The sequence below is a fragment of the Calothrix sp. NIES-2098 genome (genome assembly GCF_963875125.1).
Lineage (GTDB): Bacteria > Cyanobacteriota > Cyanobacteriia > Cyanobacteriales > Nostocaceae > Aulosira.
The window spans coordinates 448,292-466,715 of record NZ_CAWNKJ010000001.1; the positions used below are offsets into that span (position 1 = coordinate 448,292).

Sequence of the window (18,424 nt, forward strand, 5' to 3'; positions counted from 1 at the left end):
TGATGATATATGCATAATTAATGTGACATCTCAGCCAAAAAACTTTAAAGAATCTTCATCTTCACAAGATACTCAAAATTTTTGCCTAGATTGAAAATTAAATTCAGCTACAAGAGGTATTTGTTACATTAATCCCTACTCCTTAACCATAATTTCAATACAGAGTCAGTCGCTCGATATTACGAGTAAGTTAAGTGAGTCCGATTCAATAGTGTCTGCGAACTGCTTCTGCAACGAACACATTCAAGCGATCGCTTCTGGACTAAAAGTTCATATCAATAAGATTTCGCTGCATCTGGGCATCTCATCGTTTATGCGTCAGTCTTTCTTAACGATTAGTTTTTATTAAATGCGATATGAACCATGTAGCTGTTTTGCTATTCCCCAGACAGTTCTCATCGCTTTAATTTTCAGGTAAATTCCTGGAGGGAGTAATGACTGAAATTTTGCAAGTAATTTTACTAGTTGACGAGTCTTTACAAGAGCGAGAAATCTACCGACGCTATCTGTTACGAGATCAGCTACATACTTATCAAATTTTAGAGGCAGAAACTGGTAAACAAGCACTTTTATTATGTCAGCAGCAATTTCCTGATGTAATTGTTATAGATTACTTACTGCCAGATATGGATGGGCTGGAGTTTCTGAGCGATCTCAAGATTCGATTAGATTTGTCAAATCTACCAGTCATCATGCTGACAGATCAAGGAAATGAACAGATAGCATTACAGGCGATGAAAAATGGTGCTGCTGAATATTTGATCAAAAAAAATATCACAGCAGTAAGTTTTCGCCTTGCAATCCAAAAAGTATTAGAGAAAACACGCTTGATTGAACAGCTTGAAAAAAGCGAAAAACTCTATCGCAGCCTAGTTGAGAGTCAAACCGATCTCATTGTACGCATGGATATGAATGGTCGGTTAACCTTTGCTAATGCAGTTGCGGGGGAAATATTTGGGTTTAAAGCGGATGAATTTTTCGGTCAGTGCCTACTGGAGTTTGTCCATCCAGAAGATTTACCTGATGTCATGGCAAATATTCAATCCTTGACATCGCCACCTTATCGCTTAACGACAAAAGAGCAACGGGGATTCACAGTTAATGGTATCCGCTGGTTTCAATGGGAAGTTGCTGCTATCCGCAATCAGGAAGGGCAAGTCATCGAACTACAAGCAGTTGGTAGAGATGTCACTAAGCGCAAACAAGCAGAACAGAAAATACACGAACAAGCTGCCTTAATTGATATTTCGCCAGATGCAATTTTTGTCCGCAATTTAGATTACCAAATCTTGTTTTGGAGTAAAGGTGCTGAACGCTTGTATGGCTGGACATCTGCCGAAATTCTTGGTAAAGAATCTCACGAATTTTTATATAAGCAAACATCGCCTCAAATCAAAGAAGCTTTTAGAACTGTGGTTGAACAAGGGGAATGGTGCGGCGATCTCAATAAAATGACTAAATCTGGGCAAGAATTAACCGTTTCTAGCCGTTGGACTCTGATGTACTCCGAAGACGGACAACCAGAATCTATTCTTACCGTTGATACAGATATCACAGAGAAAAAACGACTTGAGCAACAGTTTTATCGCGCACAACGCTTAGAGAGTCTTGGCATTTTAGCAAGTGGTATTGCCCACGATTTAAATAATATACTTTCGCCTATTTTGACAGTTGCCCAACTGCTACTATGTAAACTTCCCAGCCTGGATGAAAAAAATCGCCAGTTACTAAAAATTTTAGAACATAACTCTAAACGCGGTGCTGAATTAGTTAAGCAAATCACATCTTTTGCACGAGGTTCGCAAGGTAAACAAGTTCCTTTACAAATTAGGCACTTGCTTAAGGAAATTGAGCAGATTATCAGCAGTACATTTTCCAAATCAATTGAAATTTGCACTGATATTCCAACACAAAATCTGTTAACAGTCTGGGCAGATCCAACTCAAATACATCAAGTGTTAATGAATCTGTGTGTCAATGCTTATGATGCCATGCCTGATGGTGGTATCCTCAGCATTTCCGCTGAAAACTTTTTTGTTGATGAAGCTTATGCCAGGATGAATTTGGAGGCGAAAGTAGGTTCCTATGTCCTGATTGCTGTATCAGATACAGGATCTGGCATACCAAAAAATCTTTTAGAACGCATTTTTGAACCATTTTTCACCACTAAAGAACTTAGTAAAGGCACTGGATTAGGGCTTTCCACTGCGATCGGGATCGTCAAAAACCACCGTGGTTTTGTGACAGTAGATAGCGAAGTTGGTAAGGGAAGTCAATTTAATGTTTACTTACCTGCAATTGAGCAATTGGCAACACAAGAAATTGATGATTGCGATCTACCTAGAGGTAATGATGAATTAGTTTTGGTTGTGGATGATGAAGACTCAATTCAAGAGGTTACTAAAACCTTACTAGAAGACTACAATTACAAAACCATCAGCGCTAGTAATGGTGTAGAAGCTATCTCTGTTTACACTAAGTATAGAGATGAAATCAGCTTAGTATTGATGGATATACAGATGCCGTCCATAGATGGTTTAATGGCGATTAGGGTCATACAACAAATTAATCCATCCGTCAAAATTATTGCTATCAGCGGATTCTCAGCCAACAGCAAACTTTTAGAAGTTAATAGTATTGGTGTGCAAGCCTTTTTACTAAAACCCTATACTATTAACAAATTACTAGAGACGATTCAAAGTGTGTTAAAACCAGCTAGTTGACTTACTTATTACTGGCATAAATAAACCATTTAGCAGAGAACAGAAGACACCTGCAAAATAAAAATTCAAAAATTACCTGTCTTTCCCTCTGCCCTCTGCCTTGCTTCAGTAATTTATTGCAACCCTACCCAAATATTGCCTTCTTCCACACGAGTGGGGAAAACAGGTATTGCTTTTTCCTTAGAAATCATACCCATCACCTTGCCAATACCAGGGGGAAAGGTAATCCATTCAGTAGGATTACCGCTAGAAAGGTCAAAAGCACTACGATGGAATGGACAGACTATGGCTCCATCATCTGTAATTTTACCTTTCTGCAAGGGTAGCTTCATGTGCGGGCAGGAATTCTCTAAAGCGTAAATTTGGTTGTTATGGTGAACTAGTAAGATAGCGCGTTTTTCTACTTTCACCACTTTGCGCTCATTAGGTGGTAGCTCATTTTCAGCAAGAACTTTAATCCAGTTCATAAATACCTCGATACCTCACTTTAAAGTCATCTACTGGGCAGCTGCTTGATGGCAGAACTTGAAATTTAATGTTTTTTTCGCCATCAACAAGCTAATTATGTACATCATTCCATAAGTTTGCAGCAGTGTTGCTCGTGTCAGCGGAAAAGCAGGGGAAGAGGGGATAAGGGAGTGTGGGGAGTGTGGGGAGACAAGGTGAGACCATCGCTGCGGGAGGGTTTCCTACGGACAGTTTGCTCAAGTCGGGAAACCCGCCCACGCAACTGTCCTCCTCCGCAGGCGACTGGCGTTAGCGCAGCGTTAGCGACGAAGGAGCGTCACCCGAAGGGAAGAAATGACTAATGACTAATGACAATTATTGATAATGACTACAATCAGTTGGCTGGTTCCCAGAACTTTGCGCTACCAAGGTGGGTTGATTAGCGGTCAGAACTACTTCTCCTTTGGGATTGAGCGCCCATCCTGTAGCTTCTATAATCTTTGCAGAATTAGGCTTAGTGGAATTTTGGTTTTTAGTTGGTTGAGAGGCGGTTTGACGGACTCTATCCAGAGAAATCCAATCTGCTAGAACAGCTTCATTGTTAAGAGTTTCTGTCGGGCTGGAAGGTATGCCACCTCGTCCGGTTACAGTAAAACTGCTGTTGTTGTTAGTTGCGATCGCTCTACAAGTTTGAGCTACTTTCAGTTCTACTTTTGGAGTTGGTAAGTTGACCAAACCGTTATTTGGGTCAACATCAGGTGTATTAATAGTGACTACGCCGCTTAAATTGGGGTTTGTCTGAGAAATTGCTGTAATGTCGTTACTAGGTAACAATTGCGGGTCTAGTTTAGTTGGGTCGTTGCTGTCTAAAAGTCTCACCAAATCTTCTCGACTGCGCTGTTCTAGGCCAAAAATCCCAAAGGCATTGATGTCCACTCTACCACCGGAGCCTGTGAAAGCGTTAGCAGTAATATCGCTATTTTCCTCAGGTACGGCTACGATAAAGCCATTAGGGGTGTTAACTGTGATATTTCCACCATTACCGCCACCGCCAGCAGTACCTGCTGTAGTAGAGATTTGACTATTGTTGCGTAATAGTAGTAAGTTCTGTGGTTGCAGTCTGATATCGCCACCATTACCGGATACTGTTTTTGCAACTAGTTCGCCTTGTCTATCCAAACGGATTTCACGAGCATTAACTTCCAATGTCCCTGCATTCCCTGAACCTAGGGCTTCTACAGTGATTCGCGCTCCATCACGTAAAATTAACTGGTCTGTAGTCACAAACAAGGAACCTGCCTCTCCAGTACCTCGACTGCGCGCAAATAAGCCACTAGGGTCTTTATCGATTGGCGATCTGCCGCTTAATTCTATAAGGTCAGAAGCACGTACTGTCAAGTTCCCACCTTTGCCTTGACTACCCGTACCTGTACCAGCTGTCACCACTCCTCCATCCCGGACAATCAACTGTTTGGTGTCAACTTCCAAAGAACCTGCGTTTCCTAAATCTAGAGTCTGAGTAAACAAGCCGCTAGGGTAATCAAGAAAAGAAGCTCCACTGACTTGAATAAAATCTGAGGCAGTTACTTTTAATCTTCCTCCATTACCCCTACCTTGCCAAGCAGTAGTTGCGACGTTGGCTCCACCTTCAATAATTAATTTTCCTGTTTCTATAGTCAACGTACCAGCAGAGCCTTCGCCAAAGGTTTGAGCGAACAACCCACTGGGAAAACCAGCAAAGCGCTTACCTTGGGGTATGGTTCCACTCACTTGCACAAAGTCAGTGGCTTTTACCGTTAGACTTCCTCCAGAACCTGTGGAATTGGGAACAGTACCAGCTTTGATTTGCGAGCCATCTTGAAGAGTTAACTGCTCTGCTTGGACAAAAATATCTCTACCATTTTCACTACCTAGGGTGTCTGCTTGGACTATAGAACCATCGGTAAGTTTAATTTGTCTACCTTGTAGTTGAATAGAACCACCACCAGATCCATCGGCTAAGATGACGACTAGATTTTTCAGTGATATGTCTGCTGGTATAAGGTTACTAGGAATATTTAAAGGCTGGTTTTTACTATCAAGGTTGATTCCTACTGTTCCTACTCCTGATATTCCAGCAACAGCTATTTGTCCGCTTACGGCTTTGAGAGTGCGACGATTCTCTTCTAACTTACCATTCCCATTCAGGTTAATTTTCCCGCCTACCAAGGCTAAAGTCTTACCTGTTGGTACTTCTAAAGATCCGTAATGATTAATTTCTCCTCCAGCTCGATCGAATTGCAAACCAACTGGTGTACTGACGGTGAGTAAAGGTGGGTTTTGCGGCGTAGTAGCGCTAAAAATTGTATCATCAGCAAATTTGATACTGCTTGCTGTACTAGCTACAAATGAACCGCCCATGTTGAGTGTGGCATTTGCACCAAAAAACACACCGTTGGGGTTAATTAAAAATAAGTTGGCATTAGAACCAAGAGTAGCAAGTTTGCCCAGAATCTCAGAACGGTTATTACCAGTAACCCGCACCAGAATATTTTGAATATTGCTGTTAGGACTTAAGAAAACTGCCGAACGTCCTTCACTGACGTTAAATTCTAATAAACTGTGGAACAGATTGCGATCGCGAGTTGCTCCGCCTGCGATCGCTTCTGTAGCTCCACCTAGGTAATTTTGGATAACTTGAGTTCTTTCATTGCCGAGGCTATCATCAGGAGTAATGGCACTCTGGGCAAATGCAGCATTTGTCATCAATAACCCAATGCCACAGGTCAACCCGCCAATATTTGTTAAGCCCAGTTGCCAAGCACAACCTTTGCTAGTTTGAGCCATCTTCAAAATTTGCCTCTGCTCAAGAACGACCAAAAAAAAACGCTATTAATAGCGTCTGGTAAGGCTGTAGCAATCTATTGTACCTGGTAGTCGATCCTGATTTTAGTTAAATAAATATTTCCCTTACTCACTACTAAGTATCGATCTCGCTGTTTTACTCAGTATTCAGCCTTGGTACTCAGGACTCTTCATTCTGACTCAGAAGTTTCTTCAGTCTCGCTAGGCTGAGATGGTTCAGTTTCACTAGGTTCAGACACTTCTTCTGTTTGGACGGGTTTCGATGATGGCTCTAGGTCGGGTAATAAAGGCTTGGGGTTGGGCGGAGTATAAGTACTTTCGACTAAGGTGCGTGGGCGCTCTAATGTGTAAACCATTTGCAAATTTACCTCTGGGAAAAGATGAAACTATAATATCTCCGCATATATATCGATTTGCTTTCTAGGTTTTATGCAGTAGGCTAAATTTGTTACAAAACTTTAAATATAATGTTAATTGACTAAGCTATGTGGGAATTATCAATACAAGACCTCTACAAGTAGCACGAGCAATATTAGAAGTAATATCTGCGAAGGTTGTGTATACCTTACGACTTGTAGGGGGAAATTGCACTTTATCTATTGATGCTGATAATCTTTATATCTATATTTATACTTAGCTTCATAGTAATTACTAATGCTTGTTGTATCACTCTCTGATTTTATTCTCACTAGTGATACTGAACTAATGTTAGGAATAAGCTAAATATCAATCATCGAGTTTTACAGATATATGTCTTAAAAAATACTTCAGCTTTATTGAATAACATAATTAATTTTTTTGAATTAGGACTTACGCACTCGTGACGAAAAACTCAGCCTTTGCGATAACTTCGCTATGCTCGTAATGACGTAAAATCGTAGTCCTCGCGTAAATCCTGTGAATCAACAAATATGTATTTTTTACTCTATAGTTAGTCTTTATCAGGTGTTATTTGCCAGATATATGAGGATAATCTCTTTACAGCTAGCCTGAATTAGGGTATTCCTTGATTGTCGTTTAATTTCACAGAACGAAAATGATCGACAAAACTGACTAAAATTTTGTCGATCGCCAACCCTTTAGCAGATCGGAAGAGGCTGAGAACCGTGGAAATAACTTTACAGCAGCACAGTTGTAATCTTGGATTATTAATTTTACCTAGTTTTCCACAGGATGACGCTAGTTCAACAACAGATTAAACTGTGGATAATGTCTAGAGATTGTTGCACATAGCAACAGTTAAATAACATTCCTAAAATATAACCATTATATATAAAGCTCATTATGTCATCGCATCAACCTAGTATTGATGAGACTGCCGATTTAATTATTGGGGTTCGCAATTCAGAAAATGGCTATCCACAAGAGAACGTTGCTCCTGTAGGTGCGCTGGCAAAAAGACAAGGCACTATTTCTTCTTTTCTGGCTCCCCTAACGCAAGAAACTTTTAAACAGGTTGTTAAAGAAGTCGAACAGAAATTACAGATTGTTCATCAAACTTTGTCGAGGCTAGATTCTCATGGGTTTGAGACAATTCTCGAAGAAATGTTGCATTCAATTACTTTAAAAACAGGAGAATTACTAGGCGCAGACCGCACCACAATCTTTTTATTAGATGAAGAAAAGCAACAACTATGGTCAATTTTAGCTGAGGCAGAAGGCGATCGCTCTTTAGAAATTCGCATTCCCGCAGATAAAGGTATTGCTGGAGAAGTTGCAACTTTCAAAAAAGTTATCAATATTCCCTATGATTTTTATCAAGATCCCCGTTCGGTATTTGCGCGGGAGCAAGAAAAAATTACTGGCTATCGTACATATACAATGCTGGCTTTGCCATTGTTGAACGAACACGGACAATTAGTAGCGGTAGTACAATTACTAAATAAATTAAAACCCGTACATAATCCAGATGCTCCAATTGCAGACCGGATTGATACCAGAGGCTTTACTCACGCAGACGAAGAATTATTTCAAGAATTTGCGCCATCAATTCGATTAATTTTAGAATCATCGCGCTCTTTTTATGTAGCAACCCAAAAACAAAGAGCAGCCGCAGCATTAATGAAAGCGATTAAGTCGCTTTCTCAAAGCAGTCTGGATTTAGAAGATACCCTAAAAAGGGTAATGGATGAAGCTAAGGAATTAATGAATGCCGATCGCAGTACATTATGGTTAATCGATCGCGATCGCCAAGATTTATGGACAAAGATTACTCAAGATGATGGTACAACAAAAGAATTACGAGTTCCCATCGGTAAAGGCTTTGCTGGCATAGTAGCTGCATCCGGAAAAAAACTCAATATTCCCTTTGACTTGTATGACCATCCAGACTCAGAGACAGCCAAAAAAATTGACCAACAAACAAGCTTTCGTACCTGTAGCTTACTTTGTATGCCAGTGTTTAACGCAGATCGGCAATTAATCGGCGTTACTCAGTTAGTAAATAAACGAAAATCAGGAGATTTTCCACCTTACGATCATAGTCTTTGGCCCAAGGCTCCCGAATGCTTCCAAGCGAGTTTCGATCATAACGATGAAGAGTTCATGGAAGCTTTTAATATTCAAGCAGGAGTAGCGCTACAAAATGCTCAGTTATTTGCCACGGTTAAACAACAAGAACAAATGCAGCGCGATATTTTGCGCAGTCTTTCTAATGGTGTAATTTCCACTGATAAAGCTGGGTTAATTATTGCTGCAAATGAAAGTGCGAAACGCTTGTTAGATTTAAAAGAACAAGACCGATTGGAAGGTCTATCTATTCAAGATGTCATTACTATTAAAGAAGGTAATTTTAGTAAATGGTGTGAGAAAGCTTTAAATGCAGCCGACTTAAAACACCGACAGCAATATTATCCCGATCGCACTTTGATAACTGCTGGTACAGAACAGCATAGTATCAATTTATCGATTAATACTATCGCTGATGCTAGCGATCGCCAACAAGTCAGTGGTGCATTAGTTGTGATGGAAGACATCAGCGATGAAAAGCGCCTCAAAAGTACCATGTACCGCTACATGACTCAAGAGTTAGCGGAAGAATTACTGAAGTTAGATGATGCTAAATTAGGAGGCGATCGCAAAGAAGTTTCGATTTTATTTTCTGATATTCGTGGCTACACAACTTTAACTGAAAATCTAGAAGCCGAAGAAGTTGTGAGTATGCTCAATGAATATTTTGAATCAATGGTAGAGGCAGTTTTTAAACATAAAGGCACCCTTGATAAGTATATTGGTGATGCGATTATGGCTGTGTTTGGCTCTCCTTTACCATTAGAAGAACACGCTTGGATGGCCGTCCAAACATCTTTAGAAATGCGCCAGCGGTTGCAAGATTTTAATCAACGTCGCTACTTAGCTAATAAGCCGAGAATCAACATTGGTATTGGCATTAATTCTGATACTGTTATTAGCGGTAATATTGGCTCCAGTAAAAGAATGGAATTTACAGCCATTGGCGATGGTGTTAACCTCGGTTCTCGACTAGAAAGCGTCAGCAAACAGTACGGTTGTGACATCATTATTAGCGATAACACTTATAAACCTTGCCGCGACAAAATTTGGGCGAGGGAATTAGATTATATTCGCGTCAAAGGTAGAAATGAACCAGTAGCTATTTATGAACTCTTAAGTTTACGTTCCGATCCTATTAGTAGCCAAAAATTAGAAGTAATTGAGCACTATCATAAAGGGCGAGAGTATTATATTAATCGCGAGTTTAGCTTGGCTCAAGCTGAGTTTGTCAAAGTTTTAGCTGCTGATAGTAACGACAAAGCTGCTATGTTGCATATGCGTCGTTGTCAACACTGGATAGAATCACCCCCATCAGATGCAGATTGGGATGAAGGTGTTTGGACTTTTAAAGAAAAATAAAAGATAAGAGTCAAGAGTTCATAGTCCAAAGTCCAACATCAGAATTTTTTTGACTATTGACTATTGCTTACCATCCAAAAGGTGAAAATATAGAGTGACCGTGGCTATAAAAAGTTAGTCGCCCATAGCCGAGAAATTGCCCGTGGGATTTTTTACCTGCGGGAAAAGCTGTGACGCCAAACAAATAAACACCTGAAACACTAGGATTTTGTCTGGGTTGGAGGGCAATTGTAATCGTTTTTCCTGGATCTACTGGCGGATCGAATATTAGTGATGTGGTTCGAGTTTTGCGATCGCTAGTTGCATCTTTTAATCCTAGCTTCTGTTTTGTATGGGAGCTAGTCTCTGCAAAGGCAACAGTGTTTTTTAGGTCGAAGCGAACGTAATCTAGCCCCTCACGCTGGTTGATTGTGACTTTTTGCAGTGGTTCCCCAGCATTTTCTGGCAAGTTGAGAGTAAAGTAATAGGTTGCACCCCATACGTAGACTTCATTATAGGTAGTAGTTGCACTAACCAAGCGCGGCGGTTCAGCAAAATACACCGTCCCATCTTGCAACTGAATTGCGGGACTTGGTTTTAAAGTATATCCTACAAGTCCAGTTACGGTTGCGATCGCTATGCTCAATATCACTGCAACGCGCATTGCTCTACCCAAATCACGCACCCTTTATTCACGATAACGCATCTAAGATAACTTCGTAGTCAGGACTAAACTACTAGAAATAAAGGGCTAGAACTGCTGTGAATTTTGAATTTGCAACTGGTATAAGTCCTTTTGTATTTACTTATGAGTTTTATAGTAATGTTTGTAGCCTTTGTACTTAGTCTTATCTCCATTAGCAACAATACCTAAGACGTTGACTGGAGAAATTTTTAGGCTATCTTGAGCTTGCATTAGCCCTGATTTATCTGTTTTATCTAACCTTACCACCAAAACAACACCATCCGTGTAGGGTGCTAGCATTCTGGCATCAACTAACCCAACTATTGGTGGAACATCATATATTACTAAGTCAAAAGTTCTATGGAAATATCCCATCAGTTGCTTCATCTTTTCTGACGAAAGCAGCCTTGCAGGATCGGGTGGTATAGGGCCAGAAGTGACAACAGACAAGTTGTTCATCTCAGGCATTTGCCGGATGACCTGCCCTGCTGGGATATTTGTTGAAATTAAACTACTCAATCCCCACAAATTATTTAAATCGCATAGATGGTGAACTTGAGGCCTGCGTAAATCAGCATCTACAAGCAATACTCGTTTACCCATTGCAGCTGCTATTTGCGCTAGCTGGAACGAAACAGTAGACTTACCATCACCTGGGAGTGCTGAACTAATAATTAAGGAGTGAATCGGTTGATCGGAATTGAGCAGTTGAATATTTGAATACAAGACTTGTAAAGATTCCCAGAACTTACCTTGGCCGTAGTAGCGATCGCTTGCAGGAGCACGATGTAAAATATTAGACACCTTGGAAAATTTTCGAGAAAAATTGAAGAGGCTTTTTTCTGAAGAATTGCTGCGTTCTAGGTTGTGGTAAAGACTATTTTGAACTTTCTTCTCAAAAGGTAAAATTCCTAACAAAGGTAGTTTAATATTTTCCTTTAAATCTCCAACATTATGGTAAGTATTGTCTACTTTCTCTATGAGTAAGCTGATGCCAAAACCTAAAAGTAAACTAGCTATCACTCCTATAGTTAAACTACGGGGTATATTAGGTGATATTGGCTCTTCGGGTTGAAGTGCCTCTTGAATTAATTCCCAAGGTAGTTCTGTTTGAGCAACCTGAATTTGTAGAGTTTCCCGAGTAACTACAAAGCGATTTAAACTTTCTGTTGCAATTTGTAAATCTCGCTGAAGTTCAGTATATTTCCTTGATAAAACTGGTAAAAGTTTAACTTCACTATCAAGTTTAATCTCAGCTTTTTTTAGTTCTTGACTTTGAACTTCTAAGCTCTGAATTTGAGTTGCTAACTCAGCAAACTTTACTCCAACAAACCGCTGTGCTTCTTGCTGGAGTAATGGTAATAAATTTGCTCTCTTTTGTCTTAAAACTTGTAGTGGGGGGCTATCTTCTTGAAAGCGAGCTAACTCACCAGAAATTTGCGCTTCTAATTGACGCAACTGCACAACTAATTGCTGATATACATTTGCATTATTTAGCGCTGCTAATTCTCCTTCATTGCCTTTCAAACTGTTAAAATTAGCTCGGTATTCTGCCAATTTTTGATCGATTGCTAATCTTTGTCCGCTTAATATATTGACTTGAGATGCAACTTGTGATGCTTGGGCATCTGGGCTAATAAAGTCATATCTTTGGCGGAAAAGTTGCAATTCTTTTTGCAGTTGGTCTACGCGGTTTTTTATACCTGGTAACTGCTTATCAACGAATTGCACTCCTTGTCTTAGCTTCGTTTGCCGCTTTTCCAGACTGTAGTTTAAGTAAGACTTAGCAATTACATCTAGTACTACTTTTATTTTGTTAACATCGTTACTGCGATAACTAACTTCTATAATTTTAGTTGTGCCCAAGCGACGGATAGTTAAAGACTTAAGTAGAGATTCATAGCTGATTTCAGGATAGTAATATTGAATCTGCTTGACGATACCTGCCATTAGCTCAGGACTTTTGAGAACTTGAATTTGACTTTCGTAGTCTAAATTTCCTGACTTATCTGAGCCGCTAGGATCGATTGTCAGTTGTACTAAAGATTTTTCTTCATTTACAGGTTCTACTAAAAGTCGAAAATTGCTTTCATAGACTGGTTTCTGGTTGAGTGTTGAGTAGGAGACACCACTCATCACTACAGTAGCTACTCCCGCAATAATTAAGGCTCGCCGCTGTAAAAGGCCTAGAAATTGCCGTAAATCCCAATCATTACTTTCCTTTTCAAACCATGAAGGAAGTTGAGATGAAAGTACTGGATAGGCAGAACTTCCATTTCGTTCGTAACTTGAGGTTTTAGTAAAATGATTCTCCATCATTACTTCTTATTGTGTAATCAGATAGTTAAGGGTTTTCATTACAGCTTTTAGCAAGCCAAGGCACACTATCGTAATTCTAATTAAGTGGTTGAATTGAAAAAGTCAAGACTCAGTTTAGGTAAATCTAAATTTTGGTGATTTGAATATAAATATATTTACTGAGATTGGCTTTCCCTTAAGGATTTTCAAGCAATTGAGAATTTATATAGCTGTTTTAAACTTTTAGCAACAACTAGTCAATATTTTTGGAGATGCAGAGAATAACGAGTATTTATACTTTGGCTTATGTCAACTTCAATTAACTGTTATTTAGCAGCGATCGCGTCCCTCTGAATACGGATGTTGCTACAACCTTAGCCAAATAAATTGGCTGGTGCAGTGTTATTTTTACGTAGTTTAGCAATGACCATTGTATTAACCCCAACAAAAGTATACTTGCGCAAGTATATTCTGGCTTCTTTCAGTAAGCCTGAGTATGATTGGGAAACAAAAGTATAAAATATGTAACAGTATCAATTATGAGGCTTTATTAAACGCAAAGTACTTACCGATATTTCACCCTGCACTTCGGACTGGGAATATGTTCGTGAAAACAAACGAGGTGTACAGCAGCAGTAGAGGAGGAATTTTCTCAAATCTCTCTGCGTGCTGTCTCAACTAAGAGATGTCTTTACCAAACGATATTAGGGTTAGGGAAGAAGTAAATGAGAGAATGCTTACCAGTTCTGCCTTCTATTGATTTATTCCTAAAAAATTTTGATTTAAGTAGGTGGGTGCGAAAATTTATAACTACGTCATTGCGAACAGAGTGTAGACACGCAGTGGCTTCTCGTTCGACGTTCGCCAGAGGCGTTCTCGCAGAGTAGTCGTTCCCGTAGAGTATAGTAGCAATCGCAAGGGCTTTGTGAGATTTACATTATGTTACATAGTTAGATTTATTCATGCTTACCTACTTAGATTGAGATTCATAAGTTCGAGAAATATTCCATTGCTATGTTAATGTTCGCTAGGTTGGTACATAGCCTACTGCATTTTTGCTAATAATGATATGAGATAAATATTAATTTTTATTAGCCGATATTTGCCTATCAAGAACACCGATCTAGAAGCAGTTTACCTCTAGGTTATGACAAAGTAGCATCTTCAAAGAACGCTAGGTTATCTTAACCCATGACTCAAAAAATTTATATTAGCTGTGATTCAGGTAAGTAATTAGCTAATTTTTGGCTGTCTTCTATAATTTGACTATTCTGGCGGCAAGTTTACCTTATCCTTATAAATAGGAATATAGCTGACATCTCAAATATTACCTCTCAATTGTCTTGCTTATATGGTACGAAAGTTGAACTTGATTATAGACTTATATACTTAGGCTTGGTAGTTGCAGAGGCTTTGATATATCCAAGAGCTATTTTTTGACGCCTCAGACACTTTAGCCAATATGAAATTCTAAAAAAAATCAAGGTAATTTTGATTTAATTATTGACTACAGCAATATCTGTGGTATGATATATTGCTTACTTGTATACGTAGTTGGGAGCCAGCAGAGCAGTCCTTTGGGTAAGACAAAATACTTATTTTACAGTCTTTAAGGAGTTGAGAACGCGATCGCATAGAGATGATGCTTCTAAAAACAAGCTAAAAACAAAGTATGATTCAATACTTTAAATAAAAATCCTTGACAACAAATGCTCTTGCAATAATTCAAAAATTTTCCCTAGAGCGTGGTAAATTTTTGAATATTTTACTCATGCAAATGTTTGGTTTTTTCTTTGATCAAAGTAATAATCTATAACTTTAATTGCTTAGGTTGGAAGCAGTTTTTAATCTGAAAAATAGATATATAATTAGTAAATTTTACAGAGCTTAATAAAAAATAATATTGTTTTTACAAAAAAAAGTTATATTTTCACTAATTTACTTAAACATCGATTATAAAGGAACTGAACAGCAATTATTGGGCAATAAAAGCAGCTTATAGCTCAAATTGCTGTCAATTTTATCTCTAAGTCTAAAAACATTTGAAGGACGATATAGCCAATGACATTCAGTGAGTGGCTGAAAAAATCGTTGCTAACAAAATCTACTAACAAAATTTCTCAAAATCAGCAATTCATAAAATCTGATAAAGATTTTTTGTCAAGTGAGAAAGTTAACTTCGAGGATGGAAGACAACATAATGGGAAGAATTTTGCCACATTTGTATTTCCTTCCATAGTTTCGCATCAGTCTCTAGGAGTGAATGAAACTTGGTACGGTCAATCGCTGAACTTGTCTGTGATCACTGAGTTTTTTCCCCCAGACTATGCTGCCACAGGACAGTTAATTGAAGAACTGGTGAGACAGTTAAGTAAACAAGGTGTAAACGTTGAGGTATTTACAGGTCAACCAGGGTATGCTTTTGGTACTTCTACTGCTCCTGCTGTAGAACAAGTAGGTAGAATCAGAATTCAACGATCGCGCACTGCTCAACTTTGGTCGCGGCGGGTTCGTGGTAAAGCTATCAATGGGATCTTGTTTACCTTGCGTGCTGTGCTGCATCTAGCCAGATGTTGCCGTCGCCATGATGTATTTTTACTGACCTCAGCACCACCATTTTTACCAATTATCGGTTATCTGGCTCATCTGTGTTTTGGTCTTTCTTACGTGTGTTTAATTTATGACATCTACCCAGATATTGCGATCGCTCTTGGGGTAATCCCCAAACATCACTGGCTGGCAAGATTTTGGCAAGCACTCAACAGAAAGATTTGGCGAAAAGCACGCGGCATAGTAGTTCTAAGTCCTGCTATGAAGCAGCGGGTACTCGCAACTTGTCCAGATGTAGCGGATAAAGTTTCTGTAATTCACAGTTGGGGAGATCCTGACCTAATTGTGCCGATTGTCAAAAAAGATAACTGGTTTGCCAAGCAATATAACTTAGTTAATAAATTCACCGTACTTTATTCCGGTAACATGGGTCGGTGTCATGATATGGACACCATTTTAGAAGCTGCCAAACAACTACAAAACGAGCCAATTCAGTTCGTTTGTATTGGTGGCGGGCCGAAACATGAAAGTTTTATTGAAGAAGTCCATCAGTTAGGACTAAATAATTTCCTTTTTCTCCCTTATCAAGACAAACAAGTACTACCCTATTCTTTAACAGCTTGCGATCTGTCTCTAGTAAGTGTCAAAGCTGGGATGGAAAGTCTAGTTGCACCGAGTAAGCTTTACCCAGCTTTGGCAACAGGACGTCCAGTGGCGGTTATTTGTTCAGAGTATTCTTACTTACGACAATTGATTCTCGATGCCCAATGTGGCGCTAGTTTTGAGAATGGTGACAGCTATGGACTAGCTGAATTCATTCGTCTTTTAAGTACCAACCAACAACTAGCAGAACGCATGGGCATTGCCTCCCGTAAGTATTTGCAGTCGCATTTTACGCCAGAAATCATAGCTAAACAATATTTAAGAGTATTGCAACAGGCTATTTCCTAAGAGCGTTGGGTGTTATTACGCATAAAAATTACCAAAACCGTATTAATTTATTTTCTTTGCTGGCTTGACAATTGTATTTTGCGGCTATATAAACAAAGTGCGTCTACCCTTTAGGAACGCTATTCTTGAGAGTTAAGCTTTGCAATCCTGCGAATGCAGACTCTCCTTAAGCAGATATCCGTAATTCTGCTTTCCAAGAAAAGATAGTGAAACTTGTTCCTCTGAACTGGCACTGGTTCACAGATTTTTCTTCAATTTAATAACTCTATTTATTTGGGAGTGGGCTTTGATGGTCTTTACGATCTCAGTCCCTTCAATGCAACCTTCTTGCGATCTGTTTGATGTCTACTGATACGGAGGGCCAAAGTGCAGAGAAGATGCGATCGAAATCGGAAACGTTCTAAACGACGAGCGATATATTGTCCGGTACATAGGTGCTACATAGATAGTATGAGTCAAAAATATGGGTTATTTGCCGAACAAGCCGGACAGTTACAACAACGGGGAGTCAAGCGACGCGAAGCCTTGATGCTAGTAGCAGCCAAGACGGCGGTTCCTTTGGAAGGTGAATGGTTAGAAGCCTTTTGGTGTGAAGAATGCCAAGAAACCAAGTGGTATCACATTTGCAAACGTGACTCTGTTTATGAGTTGTCAGTAGCACCGCCAGAACTTTGGCAACAAGCAACGGGGGTAATGCATCCAAATAGAAACCCTTCCGTCGGCGAGTTCACTAGCAGACATTCCCGAATGATGAGTCACAGAAGTATTCAAGATTTTCGGTTCATCAACTAATGCAAAATGTCAGTTTCGTAGATGGCGATCGCGTCATACCAAGTTAAAGCTATTTCTACAATTTGTAATTTTGAGCGAAGCAAAGAAGCTAATAATTAATTCGTTTCGGACAAAATGACACATTATAATTCCAAACTAGTAATTAAAAATATGAGTGAATTTACGAGTTTCCTTGTATTGTTTGTCAGGGTTTAGTAGAAACATTTTTTATCAACATAAATGTTTACACACGTTTGATTGAAAAAATCACAACTACTTGAAGCGATCGCCAGCAGAGTCTCTGCAAAGTAAGTAAATCAGCGCCTACAGAAGCTACAGGTGAAGCCTGAATTTCCTACTAAAAAAATACCTAAATACTTGTAGGGGCACAGCATTGCTGTGCCCTTTCAGCTTGGTCAACTAAATTATAAACATGAAAGATACTATTTCTCAGTCACATTTAGTCATTGAGGCGGGACGCACAGAACGACAATATTGGAAAGATTTATGGCGCTATCGTGAGTTATTTTACTTCCTAGCATGGCGAGATATTTTAGTACGGTACAAGCAAACAGCAATTGGTATTGCTTGGGCGCTAATTCGTCCATTTTTAACAATGGTAGTGTTTACAGTCGTATTTGGACAATTAGCAAAGTTACCTTCTCAAGGCGCACCTTATCCAATTTTAGTGTTTTCTGCGATGTTACCTTGGCAATTCTTTGCAAATTCGCTTTCAGAGTGCAGTAATAGTTTGATTAGCAATGCCAATTTAATTTCTAAAGTTTATTTTCCTCGCTTAATAGTTCCCAGTAGTGCCATCGTAGTTAGCTTTGTAGACTTTTTGATTTCTGGGATGATTTTATTGGGGTTAATGGCATGGTATAACTTTGTACCCAGTTGGCGAATTTTAACATTACCCTTGTTTATTACTATTGCCTTTGCTGCTTCCATGGGAGCAGGGTTATGGTTAGCTTCTTTGAATGTTAAGTATCGAGATTTTCGGTTTATTGTACCCTTTATTGTACAGTTTGGTCTTTATATTTCTCCAGTAGGATTTAGTAGTAATATAGTTCCCGAAAAGTGGCGTTTTCTCTACTCTTTAAATCCAATGGTCGGTGTAATTGACGGTTTCCGTTGGGCAATTTTAGGAGGTGAGTCTAAGTTATATGTACCTGGATTTATCCTATCTTTAGGGTTAGTATCTTTACTGTTCGTTACTGGAATATGGTATTTTCGCAAGATGGAAAAAACATTTGCTGATGTGATTTAAAAGTTAAGTTTAAAATCACCGTAATTTCGAGATTTT

Annotated in this window: 10 protein-coding genes; 5 read left to right on the top strand and 5 right to left on the bottom strand. The window is 39.2% G+C overall.

Annotated features, from left to right (window positions below; genetic code table 11):
* The first annotated feature begins 434 nt into the window (after positions 1-434).
* Positions 435-2,723 (top strand): hybrid sensor histidine kinase/response regulator, encoded by a 2,289-nt coding sequence (locus AACU33_RS01720; protein WP_096586751.1) that lies wholly within the window; start codon positions 435-437, stop codon positions 2,721-2,723.
* A 113-nt stretch (positions 2,724-2,836) separates the two neighbouring features.
* Here AACU33_RS01720 and AACU33_RS01725 read toward each other — a convergent pair whose 3' ends face one another.
* The 3 genes from AACU33_RS01725 to AACU33_RS01735 all read right to left on the bottom strand — a co-directional run bounded on the left by AACU33_RS01725 (position 2,837) and on the right by AACU33_RS01735 (position 6,370).
* The gene (locus AACU33_RS01725) at positions 2,837-3,190 is read right to left on the bottom strand and encodes a Rieske (2Fe-2S) protein (protein ID WP_096586752.1); all 354 of its coding nucleotides are present in this window, start codon (positions 3,188-3,190) and stop codon (positions 2,837-2,839) included.
* 355 nt (positions 3,191-3,545) lie between these two features.
* A complete protein-coding gene (locus AACU33_RS01730) occupies positions 3,546-5,996 on the bottom strand; it encodes a two-partner secretion domain-containing protein (RefSeq protein ID WP_096586753.1) in 2,451 nt (816 codons plus the stop codon).
* Positions 5,997-6,184: 188 nt separating this feature from the next.
* On the bottom strand, positions 6,185-6,370 hold the full coding sequence (locus AACU33_RS01735; RefSeq protein WP_096586754.1) for a hypothetical protein: 186 nt from the start codon (positions 6,368-6,370) through the stop codon (positions 6,185-6,187).
* Between the two features lie 928 nt (positions 6,371-7,298).
* Between AACU33_RS01735 and AACU33_RS01740 the strand changes: the two genes are divergently transcribed.
* On the top strand, positions 7,299-9,884 hold the full coding sequence (locus AACU33_RS01740) for an adenylate/guanylate cyclase domain-containing protein (protein ID WP_096586755.1): 2,586 nt from the start codon (positions 7,299-7,301) through the stop codon (positions 9,882-9,884).
* A 67-nt stretch (positions 9,885-9,951) separates the two neighbouring features.
* On the opposite strand, the gene AACU33_RS01745 is transcribed toward AACU33_RS01740, so the two are convergent.
* A complete protein-coding gene (locus tag AACU33_RS01745) occupies positions 9,952-10,527 on the bottom strand; it encodes a DUF2808 domain-containing protein (RefSeq protein WP_096595087.1) in 576 nt (191 codons plus the stop codon).
* A gap of 138 nt (positions 10,528-10,665) precedes the next feature.
* Positions 10,666-12,867 (bottom strand): GumC family protein, encoded by a 2,202-nt coding sequence (locus tag AACU33_RS01750; protein ID WP_339375703.1) that lies wholly within the window; start codon positions 12,865-12,867, stop codon positions 10,666-10,668.
* A gap of 2,040 nt (positions 12,868-14,907) precedes the next feature.
* Here AACU33_RS01750 and AACU33_RS01755 point away from each other — a divergent pair.
* From AACU33_RS01755 to AACU33_RS01765, 3 genes are all read left to right on the top strand, one after another.
* Positions 14,908-16,347 carry a glycosyltransferase family 4 protein gene (locus AACU33_RS01755; RefSeq protein WP_339375704.1) on the top strand — a complete coding sequence of 480 codons (1,440 nt, stop codon included), beginning with the start codon at positions 14,908-14,910 and terminating at the stop codon, positions 16,345-16,347.
* 366 nt (positions 16,348-16,713) lie between these two features.
* A complete protein-coding gene (locus AACU33_RS01760) occupies positions 16,714-17,139 on the top strand; it encodes a hypothetical protein (protein WP_096586756.1) in 426 nt (141 codons plus the stop codon).
* A 412-nt stretch (positions 17,140-17,551) separates the two neighbouring features.
* Positions 17,552-18,388, top strand: a complete 837-nt coding sequence (locus AACU33_RS01765) for an ABC transporter permease (RefSeq protein WP_096586757.1) — start codon at positions 17,552-17,554, stop codon at positions 18,386-18,388.
* The last annotated feature ends 36 nt before the right edge of the window (positions 18,389-18,424 follow it).